Source organism: Roseovarius nubinhibens ISM, assembly GCF_000152625.1.
Classification (GTDB): domain Bacteria; phylum Pseudomonadota; class Alphaproteobacteria; order Rhodobacterales; family Rhodobacteraceae; genus Roseovarius; species Roseovarius nubinhibens.
In genome coordinates this window covers 3,475,829-3,491,437 of record NZ_CH724156.1, presented here as the reverse complement: position 1 = coordinate 3,491,437, position 15,609 = coordinate 3,475,829, and the positions used below count along the sequence as shown (strand labels likewise).

The 15,609-nt window shown below is 64.0% G+C and carries 13 protein-coding genes; 8 read left to right on the top strand and 5 right to left on the bottom strand.

Annotation, left to right across the window (positions count from 1 at the left end):
• Positions 1-130: 130 nt before the first annotated feature.
• On the bottom strand, positions 131-1,270 hold the full coding sequence (locus ISM_RS16735; RefSeq protein ID WP_009815390.1) for an alpha-hydroxy acid oxidase: 1,140 nt from the start codon (positions 1,268-1,270) through the stop codon (positions 131-133).
• 197 nt (positions 1,271-1,467) lie between these two features.
• On the opposite strand from ISM_RS16735, the gene ISM_RS16730 reads away from it, so the two are divergent.
• Both ISM_RS16730 and ISM_RS16725 read left to right on the top strand, forming a co-directional pair.
• Positions 1,468-2,403 carry a pirin family protein gene (locus ISM_RS16730; protein ID WP_009815389.1) on the top strand — a complete coding sequence of 312 codons (936 nt, stop codon included), beginning with the start codon at positions 1,468-1,470 and terminating at the stop codon, positions 2,401-2,403.
• A gap of 97 nt (positions 2,404-2,500) precedes the next feature.
• On the top strand, positions 2,501-3,403 hold the full coding sequence (locus tag ISM_RS16725) for a DMT family transporter (protein ID WP_040618182.1): 903 nt from the start codon (positions 2,501-2,503) through the stop codon (positions 3,401-3,403).
• Positions 3,404-3,495: 92 nt separating this feature from the next.
• Here ISM_RS16725 and ISM_RS16720 read toward each other — a convergent pair whose 3' ends face one another.
• Positions 3,496-3,708, bottom strand: a complete 213-nt coding sequence (locus ISM_RS16720) for a hypothetical protein (protein ID WP_009815387.1) — start codon at positions 3,706-3,708, stop codon at positions 3,496-3,498.
• A 199-nt stretch (positions 3,709-3,907) separates the two neighbouring features.
• Here ISM_RS16720 and ISM_RS16715 point away from each other — a divergent pair, with 199 nt between their 5' ends.
• Positions 3,908-4,762 carry a hypothetical protein gene (locus ISM_RS16715; protein ID WP_009815385.1) on the top strand — a complete coding sequence of 285 codons (855 nt, stop codon included), beginning with the start codon at positions 3,908-3,910 and terminating at the stop codon, positions 4,760-4,762.
• Positions 4,763-4,841: 79 nt separating this feature from the next.
• Here ISM_RS16715 and ISM_RS16710 read toward each other — a convergent pair whose 3' ends face one another.
• Entirely contained in the window at positions 4,842-6,392 is a 1,551-nt protein-coding gene (locus tag ISM_RS16710; protein WP_009815384.1) for an ABC transporter substrate-binding protein, read from the bottom strand.
• A gap of 312 nt (positions 6,393-6,704) precedes the next feature.
• On the opposite strand from ISM_RS16710, the gene betI reads away from it, so the two are divergent.
• From betI to betA, 3 genes are read left to right on the top strand one after another with little or no spacing between them, the layout of a single operon-like run.
• Positions 6,705-7,295, top strand: a complete 591-nt coding sequence (betI, locus tag ISM_RS16705; RefSeq protein ID WP_156783428.1) for a transcriptional regulator BetI — start codon at positions 6,705-6,707, stop codon at positions 7,293-7,295.
• On the top strand, positions 7,292-8,800 hold the full coding sequence (gene betC / locus ISM_RS16700) for a choline-sulfatase (RefSeq protein ID WP_009815382.1): 1,509 nt from the start codon (positions 7,292-7,294) through the stop codon (positions 8,798-8,800). The genes betI and betC overlap by 4 nt, the downstream gene beginning before the upstream one ends.
• 1 nt (position 8,801) lies before the next feature.
• The gene (gene betA / locus ISM_RS16695; protein WP_009815381.1) at positions 8,802-10,460 is read left to right on the top strand and encodes a choline dehydrogenase; all 1,659 of its coding nucleotides are present in this window, start codon (positions 8,802-8,804) and stop codon (positions 10,458-10,460) included.
• Positions 10,461-10,566: 106 nt separating this feature from the next.
• Here the strand turns inward: betA and ISM_RS16690 are convergent, their stop codons facing one another.
• Both ISM_RS16690 and ISM_RS16685 read right to left on the bottom strand, forming a co-directional pair.
• Positions 10,567-11,964 carry a helix-turn-helix domain-containing protein gene (locus ISM_RS16690; protein WP_040618180.1) on the bottom strand — a complete coding sequence of 466 codons (1,398 nt, stop codon included), beginning with the start codon at positions 11,962-11,964 and terminating at the stop codon, positions 10,567-10,569.
• Between the two features lie 91 nt (positions 11,965-12,055).
• Positions 12,056-13,282 carry a multidrug effflux MFS transporter gene (locus tag ISM_RS16685; RefSeq protein WP_009815379.1) on the bottom strand — a complete coding sequence of 409 codons (1,227 nt, stop codon included), beginning with the start codon at positions 13,280-13,282 and terminating at the stop codon, positions 12,056-12,058.
• A 225-nt stretch (positions 13,283-13,507) separates the two neighbouring features.
• Between ISM_RS16685 and ISM_RS16680 the strand changes: the two genes are divergently transcribed.
• Entirely contained in the window at positions 13,508-15,040 is a 1,533-nt protein-coding gene (locus ISM_RS16680; protein ID WP_009815378.1) for an acyl-CoA carboxylase subunit beta, read from the top strand.
• Positions 15,010-15,447 (top strand): DUF6497 family protein, encoded by a 438-nt coding sequence (locus ISM_RS16675; RefSeq protein WP_254655693.1) that lies wholly within the window; start codon positions 15,010-15,012, stop codon positions 15,445-15,447. The genes ISM_RS16680 and ISM_RS16675 overlap by 31 nt, the downstream gene beginning before the upstream one ends.
• Positions 15,448-15,609 lie beyond the last annotated feature (162 nt).

Here is a 15,609-nt window from a genome sequence, read left to right as displayed (position 1 = left end):
CACCCAGTCGCGACATTCGCTGCCCGGAGGGGGGAATTGGCCTGCAAGGGGAATTTTCCGAAAAGTGACGCAGCGTCAAGGGCTTGGCCGAGCGGCCTACCCGAACGGGTGGGCTGGGGATGGCCTGCGTTCAGGTGATTTTCATTTGCCGATCAGGGGCTTCGGAGGGGCGGATGAGCCCCAGTTGCCCCATGTTGGATTCGAGATCGAGGCGCAGAATCCGTGCCAGATGGGCCGGGCCTTGGGCGCCCAATGCCGCCAATGCGAAATGCCAGGCGCGGCCCAGCATGGTGAAATCCGCGCCGAGCGCCAGGGCGCGCAGGATGTCGAGACCGCCGCTGATGCCGCTGTCGACGATGAGTGGCAGATCGGTGGCGGCGCGGATCGCGGGCAGCACTTCGAGCGGGGCGGGGGCGGCATCGAACTGACGCCCGCCATGGTTCGACAGCCACAGCGCATCGACCCCGGCGGCCATGAGGCGCGGCACGGTATCGGGATCAAGCACGCCCTTGACCACCAGCGGCCCCTGCCAGGCGTCCCGGAGCCAGCTGAGATAGTCCCAATCCGGCGAGGTGCGCAGCAGATAGCCCGCGTGGGCAGTGGAGGAGAGGCCCTTTTCGGGGCGTGAATAATCGTCGATGAGCGCCATCCGGGGCATGCCGTGACGGGCCATGCCGAGCGCCCAGGCGGGGCGGATCGCGACCTGTGCCAGAAGGCGCGGCGAGAGGCGCGGCGGCTGGGTGAGACCGGAGCGGAGCTGGCGTTCGCGGCGGGAGGCGACGGGGACATCGACGGTGAGGACGAGGGTGGTGAAGCCCGCGGCGCGGGCGCGGCGGAGCATGTCCTGGCGGATCTCGGGATCGCGCGGCGGGTAGAGCTGAAACCAGCCGTTGCCGGCGAGATGCGGGGCCACGGCCTCGGGCGTCTGGCTCGCCACGGTGGAGAGCGTATAGGGCAGGCCGGCGGCTGTGGCGGCGCGGGCGAGGTGGCCTTCGGCATCGGGCCAGATCAGCCCGGACATGCCCACCGGCGCGATGCCCACGGGCATCTGATAGGCCTGTCCCAGAAGGCGCGTGGTGAGGTCGGGCGTCTGTTCGCCATGCAGGAGCGAGGGCATCAGACGGAGGCCTGCGAAGACCTCTTCATTGCGGCGGCAGGTGGCCTCGGTGCCGGTGCCCGCGTCGAGATATTCCCAGACGAACCGGGGCAGGCGGCGGCGGGCGCGGGCCTTGAGATCGGCGATGGCGGGGTATCGGCTGTCGAGGGTCATGGGGAGGATTTGCCGCGAAAGCCGGGGCTTTGTCCAGTGGCCAAAGGCGGCCAAATGAGGCGGAAATGCCACGTCGGTATTGCGTCGGTATCACGGCTGCAGAGCGGCTGTGCGTATTTGCCGGGTCCTGGGCGATGGATCGGTTGGGCGAGAGGCGCTATGATCGGGGCAGATCATGGGCCGCATAGGAGGACGCGATGAGCTGGAACCCGAGCCTGGAGCCGCATTGCCCGGAGGCGGGAAGCCTCGATGCGATAGAGACCTTGATCGTGCCCCGTGCCCGCGATCTCGGCGCGTTCGAAGTGCGCCGCGCCTTGCCCGCGCCCAAGCGGCAGATGGTCGGGCCGTTCATCTTTTTCGACCAGATGGGACCGGTCGAGTTCCTGACCGGGCAGGGGATCGATATTCGGCCGCATCCGCATATCGGGCTCGGCACTGTGACCTATCTATTCGAGGGCGAGTTTCAGCATCGCGACAGTCTCGGGACCGATCAGATGATCCATCCCGGCGCGGTCAACTGGATGGTGGCGGGAAATGGCGTCACCCATTCCGAACGCACCAGCGAGGCGACGCGGCAGGGGCGGTCGCGGCTGGCGGGGATCCAGACCTGGGTGGCGCTGCCGGAGGCGGAGGAGGACAGTGCGGCGCGGTTCGAGCATCACGGCAAGGCGGCGCTACCGCTGCTGGAGGGCGAGGGCAAGCGGCTGCGGCTCATCATGGGGCGCGGCTGGGGGGCGCAGGCGCCGGTGGGCACGTTCACGGATATGTTCTATGCCGATGCGCAGATGGAGGCGGGGGCGATGCTGCCCTTGCCCGAGGATCACGAGGATCGCGGGATCTATGTGCTCGACGGGTCGGTGATCATTGCCGGAGATGAATTTGAGGCCGGGCGGATGATGGTGTTTCGGCCCGGTGATGCGATCACCATCAAGGCGGGCGATGGCGGCGCGCGGATCATGCTGCTCGGCGGTGAGACGCTCAACGGGCCGCGCTATATCTGGTGGAATTTCGTGGCCTCGAGCCGCGACCGGATCGAGGCGGCCAAGGTCGCCTGGGCGGCGGGCGATTGGGCCCATGGGCGGTTTCAGCTGCCGCCCGGAGACGATGCGGAGTTCATCCCGCTGCCGAGCTAACACTATTGCGGGAAGTTATTGTTCTATAAGTATTTATATATAGGTTTGCGGGCTTTTCCGGCTCGACATTCCGGGGCGAGGATTGCTTAATGCCGCCATGAGTCTATTGGCGCGCAGCGGCCCCGGTTGGGGCATTTTCTGGATGGTGGTGACGGGGATGCAGTTTGTCGGCGTCACCGCGCTGGTCAAGCTTCTCGGCACCCGTATCCCGGCGCCCGAGGCGGCGTTTCTGCGCTATGTGCTGGGGCTCGTCTTCCTGATCCCGATGATCGGCACGCTGCGGCGGATGAGCTGGACGAAGCCGGTGGTCGGGCTGTTTGCGGCGCGGGGCGCGGTGCATACGGTCGGGGTCTGCCTGTGGTTTTTCGGCATGGCGCGCATTCCGCTCGCCGAGGTGACGGCGATCAACTATCTCTCGCCCATCTATGTGACCATTGGCGCGGCGATTTTTCTTGGGGAAAAACTGGCGCTTAGGCGGGTTCTGGCGGTGGTTGCGGCGCTGATTGGGGCGCTGATCATCCTGCGGCCCGGGTTTCGCGAGCTGGGGCCGGGGCATCTGGCGATGCTGGGCACGGCGTTTTTCTTTGGCGGGTCTTATCTTCTGGCGAAGAAGATCAGCGCGGCGCATAGCGCGGGCGTGGTGGTGGCGATGCTGTCGATCACGGTGACCATCGGGCTGGCGCCGATTGCCCTGATGCAATGGGTGACGCCGACGCCGATGGAAGTGCTTATTTCCTTTGGGGTGGCCTGTCTGGCGACGGCGGGGCATTTCACCATGACGCTGGCGTTTCGGGCGGCGCCGTTGGCGGTGACGCAGCCGGTGACCTTCCTGCAGCTGGTGTGGGCGGTGCTCATGGGGGCGGTGTTCTTTGGCGAGCCGGCGGATGGGTTCGTGATCCTCGGCGGCGTGGTGATCGTCGCGGCGATCAGTTTCATCAGCTGGCGCGAGGCGGTGTTGAAGCGGCAGGCGGTGACACCTGCAGTTTCCGCCGTAAAGTGATGAAAACGCTGGGGTAATCAGCGGTTTACCCGGAAAATTGCGGATCTTCGGTAGGACGTCGGTATTACGACGGTAACACGGCTGTGGCGCGCCTAGCCGTCGCCGTCGCGGCGGAAGAACGGGATGATGAAGACCAGACAGGCGATGAGGAAGAAGAGGCTGCCGCCCATCGCCCAGAAATGGCCGATGCTTGCCACCACGAAACAGAGCGCCGAGGCGATGAAGAGGAGCCAGCCGAGAAAGTCGATCTGTCGGTTGCTGATCCGTCGCTTGCCAGTGTCGTCACGGTGAAAGCCCAAGCTCATCTGTGGTGTCCTTTCGTCATTGGCTACACGGGCAGGGTGGCAGGCGCTGATCGCTTGGGCAATGAATTTGTCTGCGGGGAGCGCTTCAAAAATATCGACAAAATCCTGCCCGAATTTCTGGTTAGGGCAGGGAACGCAGAGGCTTCGCCCCGTGATGACCTGATTTCGATGAGCGACTAATTTGGAAAGGATTTCTATTATGAGAAAAGGCGTTTTTATTCTAATGGCAAGCGTCGCGGGGATGACGCTCGGTGGGGGCAGCCCAGCAAAGGCCGAGCCGGTTGCTTTGGTGTCGCAGGTGGCAAATTTGACCGCTGTCACGCTAGAGACGCTGCCCGAGAACAAATGGCGGGATCAGGGCGCGAGACCCGAGCATTGCTTTCTGGCTGCAGAGAACAGGGTGACTGTTGCGGGCAATCTTGTTGCGGCGCGGGGGTGGAGTGTCACCAATGAGATTTCGCGCGGTGATCTGAGTTTTGTCAGTTTTGCAGGAGAGGTTGAGCCGGGCACGAGCGGGATGTGTATCTACAGTCACGGCAATGTCGGCGTGTTCCGGGGGGAGCAGCCTCTTGGGGTCATTTATACCGCAGATTCAGCGGCCAGCAGTTTGACCTACATTGAAGAGCTTGAAGGGGAGCGGCTGCGCCTCTGGGGAGGCAAGTATGGGTCTTGGCCAATGGCCGATCTGGTCATCGAAAGCGAGGCGCTGATGATCGTGAAGCCGGTGGCCGAGCGTGACAGTTTCTGCGACGGGGCAACGAGCCTGCCAACGCTACACCGGTTGCCCTTTGACGTGGCGCGGCGTGTGTTGATGAGCGAAGGCTGGGAGCCGTCAGAGGCTTCGGATCAAAGCGGCAGCGACAGCTATCAGGACGAGCGCGCGGCGTTTCCGGAGTTGGATAGCTGTTCCGGAACTGGGGTCGGCTATTGCGCTTTTGGATATAGCAAAGATGACAGCTACAGCCTGTGGGTGACCACCGTGGGCGGCTCGCCTTCGTCAGACAATCTCGGCCAAGGGTCGCCGGTGGTTCAGTCCTATGAAATTGGCTGCTGACTGAGCGGCCCATTCCAATGAAAAACGCCTGCCGAGTTTCCCCGGCAGGCGTGTGTTTCGATCAGGTCGCGCGCGGCGATCAGGCCATGGACCAGCGTTCGGCCCAGCGTTCGCCGTCGAGATCCCAGTTCGAGCTCATCTGCTCGGGGATCATCACCTTGTCGCTGACGCCAAAGACGTAATTGGCGAACATCGGGATGACCGTGCCGCCTTCGTTGGCGCAGATCTCCTGCATTTCCCAATACATCTCTTTGCGCTTGGCATCGTCGAGCTCGGCGCGGGCCTTGACCATCAGCTCGTCAAAGCGGTCGTTGCACCAGTAGCTTTCGTTCCAGCTCGCGCCGCATTTATAGGCGGTGGCGAACATCTGGTCTTCGACGGGTCGGCCGCCCCAGTAGGAGAAGACCATCGGTTTCTTCATCCAGACGTCGGACCAGTAGCCGTCATTGGGCTCGCGCACGACTTCCATATTGATGCCGGTGCCCTTGGAGGAGGCTTGGAAGAGAACGGCGGCGTCGACCGCGCCGGCAAAGGCCGCGTCGGAGGAGGAGAGGTTGATCGCAACCTTGTCCATGCCGGCCTCTTTCAGGTGCCAGGCCGCCTTGTCGGGGTCATAGGCCTTCTGTTCCAGTTCGGAATGGTAGAAGCGCTGACCCGAGCCGATCGGGTGGTCATTGCCGAGCGAGCCATAGCCGAAGAGGATCTTGTCGACCATTTCCTGCCGGTTGACGGCGTATTTGAGCGCCTGACGCACGTGGTTGTTGCTGTAGGGGTCCATCCGCGTGTCCATCGGGATGGTGTAATGCTGGGTGCCGGCGACCGATTTGATCTGAATGCCGGGTTTGCGGCCCAGAAGCCCCACGGTCTTGAGGTCGAGACGGTCGATGACATCGACATCGCCCGAGACCAGCGCCGTGGTGCGGGCGTTCTGGTCGACGAGGGCGAGCATTTCGATGCTGTCGAAGAAGCCGACATCTTCGCGCCAGTGGTTCGGGTTCTTCTCGAGACGGATCGAGACGCCGAAATCCTTGGACTTGAGCACATAGGCGCCGCAGCCATTGCCGGATTGCCAGTCGATGCTGTCATCCTTGGCCTTGCAGATGGCGAGGTGATAGTCGGTCAGGATGAAGGGGAAGTCGGCATTGCCGCCTTCGAGCTTGAAGACAACGGTATCGCCTTCGATGGTCATGTCCTGAATAGGCGCCACGATGGGGCCGGCGGCCGAGGTCGAGTTCTCGCCGCGGTGGAAGTTGATCGAGGCGACCACGTCTTCGGGGGTCAGTTCGGCGCCATCGTGGAAGGTCACGCCCTTGCGGATCTTGAAGCGCCATTCGGCGGCGTCGTCAGAGGCTTCCCAGCTTTCGGCGAGGTTGCCCGCGACCGAGCCATCGGGGGCCACTTCGGTGAGGAAGCCATGGATGGCGAAGGCCATGCCGATGGTAAAGCCGTTTTCCCATGTGCCGGGGTTCAGCGTGTCGGTGGTCTGGCCATGGGCCTTGCCGACGCGCAGGTGGCCACCGCGTTTCGGGGCCGCATAGGCGGTCATGGGCAGGCTGGCCGCGAAGGTGGTGGCGGCGGTTGTTTTGAGGAAACCGCGGCGGTCCAGAAGGCCGCCTTTGATGATCGACATGAACTATTCTCCCTGAGTCGTTGTCTTCATTCGTTATTTCCGACCGGGAGGGGAGGACCGGCAGCAGAGCGTTCCGTTTAAGGGGAACGCCCGGATCTGCGACAGTTTCCCCGTGCGGCCGGGGTGATGGTGTTATGGTCCCATGCGCAAAAGATACGGCGAGCGTCGCCGGGCACGCAACCTAATTTCTTGCCCGCGCTTCAATTTTTACAAATCGTACTCTGGCGGGAGTCGGTCGGTTTTTTATTGATTGACGAGTCAATTAAACGCCAATATCCGATTGAGACAAGTTTTTTCTATCGGAGCCCCGCTATGCCCAAGCTTGGAATGGAGCCGATCCGGCGCTCGGCCTTGGTCGAGGCGACGATCCACGAGGTCGGCCTGCGCGGCACGCTCGATGTGACGGTGAGCCAGATCGCCAAGCGGGCGGGCATGTCGAGCGCGCTGGCGCATCATTATTTCGGCGGCAAGGAGCAGATCTTTACCGCCGCCATGCGCCATATCCTCGGGCTTTACGGGGCCGAGGTGCGCGGCGCGCTGTCGATGGCCAAAACGCCGCGCGAACGGGTCGAGGCGATCATCCGCGCCAGTTTCGCCCGCACCCAGTTTCGCAATGAGACGGTGGCGGCCTGGCTCAATTTCTATGTGCAGGCGCTCAAATCCGACGAGGCGTCACGGCTCTTGCATATCTATCAGCGGCGGCTGCGGTCGAACCTCAACCATGCGCTGCGTCAGATGATGCCCGCCGCCGAGGCGCGGCTTGTGACGCGGGGGCTCGCGGCGATGATCGACGGGCTCTACCTGCGGCAGGCGCTGCGCCGCGATCCGCTCGCCGGGGATGCGGCGATTGATGTCATGCTGTCCTATCTGGACAGCGCCCTGAGCAAGGAGAGCGCAGAATGACTGCCCCCAATATCCTGATTTTCATGGTGGATCAGCTCAATGGGACGCTGTTCCCCGATGGGCCTGCCGAGTGGCTGCATGCGCCCAATCTCAAGAAGCTGGCGGCGCGGTCGACCCGGTTCAAAAACGCCTATACGGCGAGCCCGCTCTGTGCGCCGGGGCGGGCGAGTTTTATGTCCGGGCTGCTGCCGTCGCGCAGCCGGGTCTATGACAATGCGGCCGAGTTCGCCGCCGATATTCCGACCTATGCGCATCATCTGCGGCGGGCGGGCTATCAGACCTGTCTTTCGGGCAAGATGCATTTCGTTGGCCCCGATCAGATGCACGGGTTCGAAGAGCGGCTGACCACCGATATTTATCCAGCCGATTTCGGCTGGACGCCGGATTATCGCAAGCCGGGCGAGCGCATCGATTGGTGGTATCACAATATGGGCAGCGTCACCGGGGCAGGGGTGGCCGAGATTTCCAACCAGATGGAATATGACGATGAGGTCGCCTATCACGCGCGGGCCAAGGTCTATGATCTGGCGCGGGGCCATGATGCGCGGCCCTGGTGTCTCACGGTGAGTTTCACCCATCCGCATGACCCCTATGTGGCGCGCAAGAAATACTGGGATCTCTACGAGGATTGCGCCCATCTTCTGCCCGAGGTGCCGGCGATGGACTATGCCGATCACGACCCCCATGCGCAGCGGATTTTCGACGCCAATGACTGGCGTAATTTCGACATCACGGAAGAAGATATCCGCCGGTCGCGCCGGGCGTATTTCGCCAATATTTCCTATCTCGACGACAAGATCGGCGAGGTGATGGAGGCGCTCGAGGCGACGCGGCAGGAGGCGGTGATCCTCTTTGTGTCGGATCATGGCGATATGCTCGGCGAGCGGGGGCTGTGGTTCAAGATGTGCTTCTACGAGGGCTCGTCGCGGGTGCCCTTGATGGTGTCGTCGCCCGAGATGGCGCCGGGTCTGATCGAGGCGCCGGTGAGCAATATCGACGTCTGTCCGACGCTCTGCGATCTGGCCGGGGTCGATATGTCCGAGGTGATGCCCTGGGTCGCGGGCGAGAGCCTCGTGCCGCTGGGCCAGGGTGCCGAGCGGCGCAGCCCGGTGGCGATGGAATATGCGGCCGAGGCGTCGAATTCGCCGCTGGTGTGCTTGCGGGCGGGGCGGTGGAAATACACCAATTGCGCGCTCGACCCTGAGCAATTGTTCGATCTTGAGGCCGATCCGCATGAATTGACCAATCTGGCCGAGCTGTCGGAGCATCGCGAGGTGCTCGAGAGGTTCCGGGTCGAGGCGGCGGCGCGTTGGGATCTCGAGGCGTTCGATGCGCAGGTGCGCGAGAGCCAGGCGCGGCGGTGGGTGGTCTATGAGGCGCTCAGGCAGGGCGGCTATTACCCGTGGGATTACCAGCCGCTGCGCGACGCCAGCGAGCGCTATATGCGCAATCACATGGACCTCAACGTGGTCGAGGAAAATCAACGGTTCCCGCGGGGTGAGTGACATGCAGGCAGAGTATGTGATCGTCGGCGCGGGCAGCGCGGGCTGTGCCATGGCCTATCGGCTGGCCGAGGCGGGCAAGCGGGTCATCGTCATCGAGCATGGCGGCACCGATGCGGGGCCGTTCATCCAGATGCCCGGGGCGCTCAGCTATCCGATGAACATGAAACGCTATGACTGGGGCTATGAGACCGAGCCCGAGCCGCATCTCGGCGGGCGGCGTCTCGCCTGTCCGCGCGGCAAGGTGATCGGCGGGTCGAGCAGCATCAACGGCATGATCTATGTGCGCGGACATGCCAAGGATTTCGACCATTGGCGCGACGAGGGCGCGGCGGGCTGGGGCTATGCCGATGTGCTGCCCTATTACAAGCGGCTGGAGAATTGGCATGATGGCGGCCATGGCGGCGATCCGGCGTGGCGCGGCAAGGACGGCCCGCTCCATATCACGCGGGGGACACGCGCCAACCCGCTGACCCGGGCCTTTGTCGAGGCCGGGCGGCAGGCGGGCTATCCGGTGACCGGCGACTATAACGGGCATCAGCAAGAGGGGTTCGGCCCCTTTGACATGACGGTCTGGAAAGGGCGGCGCTGGTCGGCGGCCAATGCCTATCTCAAACCGGCGCTCAGGCGCGAGAATTGCACGCTGGTGCGGGCGCTGGCGCGGCGGGTGGTGATCGAAGAGGGGCGGGCGCGCGGCGTCGAAGTCTTGCGCGGCGGCAAGGTCGAGGTGATCCGGGCAGAGGCGGAGGTGATCCTCGCGGCGTCGTCGATCAATTCGCCCAAGCTTCTGATGCTGTCGGGGATCGGCCCCGGCGCGCATCTCGCAGAGCATGGGATCGAGGTGCTGGCCGACCGGCCGGGCGTCGGGCAGAACCTGCAGGATCACCTCGAGCTCTATATCCAGATGGCGGCGAGCCAGCCGGTGAGCCTCTACAAATACTGGAGCCTCTTGGGCAAGGCCTATGTGGGGGCGCGCTGGCTCTTCACCCGGACCGGGCCGGGGGCGTCGAACCAGTTCGAAAGCGCCGCCTTCATCCGGTCGCGGGAGGGGGTGGACTATCCGGATATCCAGTATCATTTCCTGCCCATCGCGGTGCGCTATGACGGGCAGGCCTCGGCCGAGGGGCACGGGTTTCAGGCCCATGTCGGCCCGATGCGCAGCGTCTCGCGCGGGGCGGTGAGCCTGCGCAGCAAGGACCCGGCGGCGGACCCGAAGATCCTCTTCAACTATATGAGCGACGACAGCGACTGGGCGGATTTCCGGCGCTGTATCCGGCTCACCCGCGAGATTTTCGCGCAGGAGGCGTTCCAACCCTATGTGCGCCACGAGATCCAGCCCGGGGAAGCGGCGCAATCGGATGCGGCGCTGGACGATTTCATCCGCGAGCATGTGGAGAGCGCCTATCACCCCTGCGGCACCTGCCGGATGGGGCGGGCGGAGGATCCGCGCTCGGTGGTCGACCCGGAGGCGCGGGTGATCGGGGTCGAAGGGCTGCGCGTCGCCGACAGCAGCATCTTCCCGCGCATCACCAATGGCAATCTCAATGCGCCGTCGATCATGACGGGCGAGAAGGTCGCGGATCATGTGCTGGGCCGGGCGCCGCTGGCGCCCGACAATGCCGAGCCTTGGCTGCATCCCGACTGGGACGCTGCGCAGCGCTAGGCCTGTGGCCGCTGTTGGATTTGGGTATTTTTAACCAAAAAGAGTGACTTGCGCCTCTTTCTGGTTGGCAAATACCCCTGCGCGACGGGGGCCAGAGGGCGCGGCGTCAGCCGACCTCATAGGGCAGCACGCCACGGGCGTCGGGGGTGATGGTGAGCCGTCGTTCCAGCGGCGGGATCGAGCGTTGGTGGCAATCGGTGCGTTCGCAGATGCGGCAGGAGATGCCGATCGGCTCGAACGCCTGGGCGGTGTCGAGATCGAGCCCGTCGGCATAGACCAGCGCCTCGGCATGTTTGACCTCGCAGCCCAGCGCGATGGCAAAGCGGCGCACCGGCGCGCCAAAGGAGCCGCCCTGTTTCGAGACGTCGCGGGCGAGGTTGATATAGCGGATGCCGTCGGGGGTTTCGGCCAGTTGCCGCAGGAAGCGGCCCGGGGTTTCAAACGCCTGATGCACGTTCCAGAGCGGGCAGGCGCCGCCGTAGCGGGCGAATTGCATATGGGTGGCGGAGTGGCGTTTGGTGATGGTGCCGGCCTGATCGACGCGGACGAAGAAGAAGGGGATGCCCTTGGCGCCGGGGCGTTGCAGGGTTGAGAGCCTATGCGCCACCTGTTCGATGGAGGCGCCAAAGCGGTTGGCGAGCCGTTCGAGATCGTGGCGCTGGTCGCGGGCGGCGGCGAGGAAAGCGCCATAGGGCATGAGCGCGGCGCCTGCGTAGTAATTGGCGAGGCCGATCTTGGCGATGGCGCGGGCCTCGTCGGATTGGAACCGGGCGAGATCGAGCGTCGCCTCGAAAAGCTTGTCCTGGGTCAGGAGCGCCAGTTGCAGGAGCATCTGAAAGCTGCGGGTTTCGGGGGCGGCGCGGGAGGAGAGTTGGAGTATCCCGCGTTCGCGGTCGAATTGGCGCACCGGGTCGGTGTCGGCGAGCACGACCGAGATGCCGCGGTCCTGCAGGGCGCTGCGGGCCTTGTCGGTCACCGTCTGGCCGGGCTTGTCGAGCGTGCCAAACCGTTCGGCGGCGCGGTCCACCGCATCGACGTAATTGTCGCAATAGTGAAAGAAATCGCGGACCTCGTTCCACGGGCTTTGCTGGGTCTGGGCGTCGTCGCGGCCCAGCGCCTCGTCGAGGGAGGCGAGCCGTTCATGGGTCTGGCGGTAGGCGGCGTGCAGTTCGAGAAAGGCGCGGGCGAGGGCCGGGGCATTGCCTGCGGCGAGGCGCAGGTCGGAGAGCGGCGGCGGGTCGGAGAAGACCGGATCGGCCAGCGCTTCGCGCATGTCGGAGACCATGCGTTCGGCGTCGCCCGAGCCAAGCTCGGTGACGTCGAAGCCAAATTCCTGCGCCAGGGCCAGCACCACGGTGGTGCTCACTGGACGGTTATTATTCTCCATTTGGTTCAGGTACGGGAGGCTCACGCCGAGCCGGGCGGCGAAGTCTTTTTGGGTCAGGCCGAGGCGGCTGCGGGTCTCGCGCAGCTTGGCACCGGCGTAGAGTTTGCGAGGGGCCATGGGTGCGCCTTTGCAGATTTGCGGTTGGCGCATCATGTGTTTGCAAACTCGGCCCGTCAAGGGGGCGAGGTATGGGGGAGAGGAGGGGCGGTTAGAGACGGGCCTCGGCCACCAGTCGTTTCTCGCGGTGGATCACGAAGGAGATGGCGGCGATGGCGGGCAGGGCGGTGGCGAGCATCACCCACAGGAGCGGCGTCGCGCCCGAGCCTTCGGTGAGCACCGCGCCGGCCAGCGCCGAGAGCCCGGCGCCGAGGCCGATCATCAAGGCGCCTGCAAGCCCCGAGGCGGTGCCGGCCAGATGCGGGCGCACCGAGAGCGCGCCGGCGGTGGCGTTGGGAATGGTCATGCCATTGCCGAGCCCGACCATGGTCATCAGGGCGAAGAAGGTGATCTCATTGGCGAGCCCGGCCCAGAACAGGCCGAGATTGACCAGAATGCCGGAGGCGTTGATCAGCGTGCCCCAGAGCACCATCTTGTTGACGCCGGCGCGGACCGAGTAGCGGCCGGAGAGGAAATTGCCGACGAAATAGCCGACGGCGGGCGCGCCGAAGAAGAAACCCACTTCAGAGGGCGACAGGCCGAAGACGTGATCGCCCACATAGGGCGCACCGCCGAGATAGGCGAAGAAGGCCCCCGACGACAGGCCCGAGGCCAGCGCATAGCCCCAAAACCGCGGCGCGGTGAGCAGTTCGGGATATTCGCCGAATTGGCGGAAGATCGACAACTCGCTCTTGGGGGCGGTTTCGCCGAGATCGGACCAGGTGAGCCAGGTCACCAGCCCGCCGAGGATCAGCAGCGCCCAGAAATTGGCCTGCCAGCCAAAGCTCTCGTCGAGCACGCCGCCGATGGCGGGGCCGATCATCGGGGCCACGGTCATGCCCATGGTGACATAGCCGATCATCGAGGCGGCGCGGTCCTGGGGAACCATGTCGCGCACCACGGCGCGGCTCAGCGCCATGGCGGCGACCACGGCGGCCTGGGCCATGCGGCAGGCGAGAAAGACGGTGACATTGGGGGCGAAGATACAGCCGACGGTGGCGATCATGAAGATGATCAACCCGCCGAGGATCACCGGGCGGCGACCGAAACGGTCGGAGACCGGGCCCATCAGGATCTGCAGCATCGCGTTGACGGCGAGGTAGAGCGCCACCGAGAGCTGCATCAGCCGGTAATCGGTGTCGAAATGCGCCGTCATGCCGGGCAGGGAGGGCAGGAAGATGTTCATCGCAAGCGCCGAAATCCCGGCCAGCAGGATGAGGGTCACGATATGGGGTGCGGTGGTTCGGTCGCCAAAACGGACCGTCGGCGTCTCTTGCATGTTCTTCGGTTAGGTCAGGATTTTGGCAAAGTCCATCGGGGATGAACCGTTTGGTACAATTTTGTGCCGGGCTTTGTGCCGGGGCGAGCGGGGGGCGGCGGCGGAGGATTTGCTGATTTGCAGTATTGCACCGCATGTTTCGCAAGTATTTGCAAATTTGCTGAATAGCGCTTCACGGGGCGCGATGCGCCGCCTATAGATGGGAAAAATCCCGGGAGGCCAGTTGTGAAAGATATTCTTCAGACCTTGGAAGACCGCCGCGGTCAGGCGCGGCTTGGCGGTGGGCAAAAGCGCATCGACGCGCAGCATGGGCGCGGCAAGCTGACGGCGCGCGAGCGGATCGATCTGCTGCTCGACGAGGGCAGTTTCGAAGAGTTCGACATGTTCATGACCCATCGCTGCACCGATTTCGGCATGGAAGAGAACCAACCCTATGGCGACGGGGTGGTGACCGGCTGGGGCACGATCAATGGCCGTCAGGTCTATGTGTTCAGCCAGGACTTTACCGTGCTGGGCGGGTCGGTCTCGGCCACCCATGCGCAGAAGATCTGCAAGATCATGGATATGGCGGTGCAGAATGGCGCGCCGATCATCGGGATCAACGATTCGGGCGGTGCGCGCATTCAGGAAGGCGTCGACAGTCTCGCGGGCTATGGCGAAGTCTTTCAGCGCAACATCATGGCCTCGGGCGTGGTGCCGCAGATCAGCGTGATCATGGGCCCCTGTGCCGGCGGCGCGGTCTATAGCCCGGCGATGACCGATTTCATCTTCATGGTGAAAGACAGCTCTTACATGTTCGTGACCGGCCCGGATGTGGTCAAGACCGTGACCAACGAGCAGGTGAGCGCCGAAGAGCTCGGCGGGGCGAGCACCCATACCAAGAAAAGCTCGGTCGCGGATGCGGCGTTTGAGAACGATGTCGAAGCGCTGGCCGAAGTGCGGCGTCTGGTCGATTTCCTGCCGCTCAACAACCGGCAGAAACCGCCGAAACGGCCGTTCTTTGACGCGCCCGACCGGGTCGAGCCGAGCCTCGACACGCTGGTGCCCGACAATCCCAACACGCCCTATGACATGAAGGAATTGATCCTCAAACTGGCGGATGAGGGGGATTTCTACGAGATCCAGGAGGATTTCGCCAAGAACATGATCACCGGCTTTATCCGTCTCGAGGGGCGGACGGTCGGTGTGGTGGCCAACCAGCCGATGGTTCTGGCCGGGGTTCTCGACATTGACAGCGCTCGCAAGGCGGCGCGGTTCGTGCGGTTCTGCGACTGTTTCGACATTCCGATCCTGACGCTGGTGGATGTGCCGGGCTTCCTGCCGGGGACGAGCCAGGAGTATAACGGGGTGATCAAACATGGCGCCAAGCTGCTCTTTGCCTATGGCGAGGCGACGGTGCCGAAGGTTACGGTGATCACCCGCAAAGCCTATGGCGGGGCCTATGTGGTGATGTCGTCGAAACATCTGCGCGGCGATTTCAACTATGCCTGGCCCACCGCCGAGGTGGCGGTGATGGGCGCCAAGGGGGCGACGGAGATCATCCATCGCGCCGATCTGGGCGATCCGGAAAAGATCGCGGCCCATACCAAGAATTACGAGGATCGGTTCGCCAATCCCTTCGTGGCCGCCGAGCGCGGGTTTATCGACGAGGTGATCATGCCGCGCAGCACGCGGGTGCGGGTCAGCCGGGCGATTGCCAGCCTGCGCAACAAGGCGCATGACATGCCGTGGAAGAAACACGACAATATTCCGCTGTGATGGGGCGGGCGGCGGCGCTGACCGGGGTCTGGCTGTTCTGTGGAACGGTCGGGGCGTCGGGGCAGGCCGCCTTGCCCGAATTGCTGCCGCTGCCTTCGGGCGGGGTGGCGCATTTGCACGAAACTCTGAGCGACCGGCCGGGGCCGGGGCTCATCTACAGGTTCCGCTTTGTGCAGGACGGGTTTGAAGTGACGGAAGGAGGGTTCGACGCGGTGATGAGCGATCTGCAATATCTGTGCGACAGCTATGCTGTGCCGCGGCTGCCCAGCGTCGGTCCGCAGCCCGATCAGGTGGTGATTTCCCTGGCCGGGGCCAAGACCGTGTTCGGCGAGCCGACGCCCGGTGTCGCGCAGGTGTTCGAGGCGTTTCGCGTCGAAAACGGCGTCTGTATCTGGGAGGAATTCTGATGCGGACACAATATCTTGCGGCGGATTCTGCGGCCCTGGCGGGAGTTGAGGCTTCTGAGTCACAGGGGAATTCGATGCGTTTCTCCGCATATCTTTTGACATGGATATCGCCTATTTTGCACGGTGGTTGCCCTCGGGTGGCCGTTACCGTGTTTTCGGGGC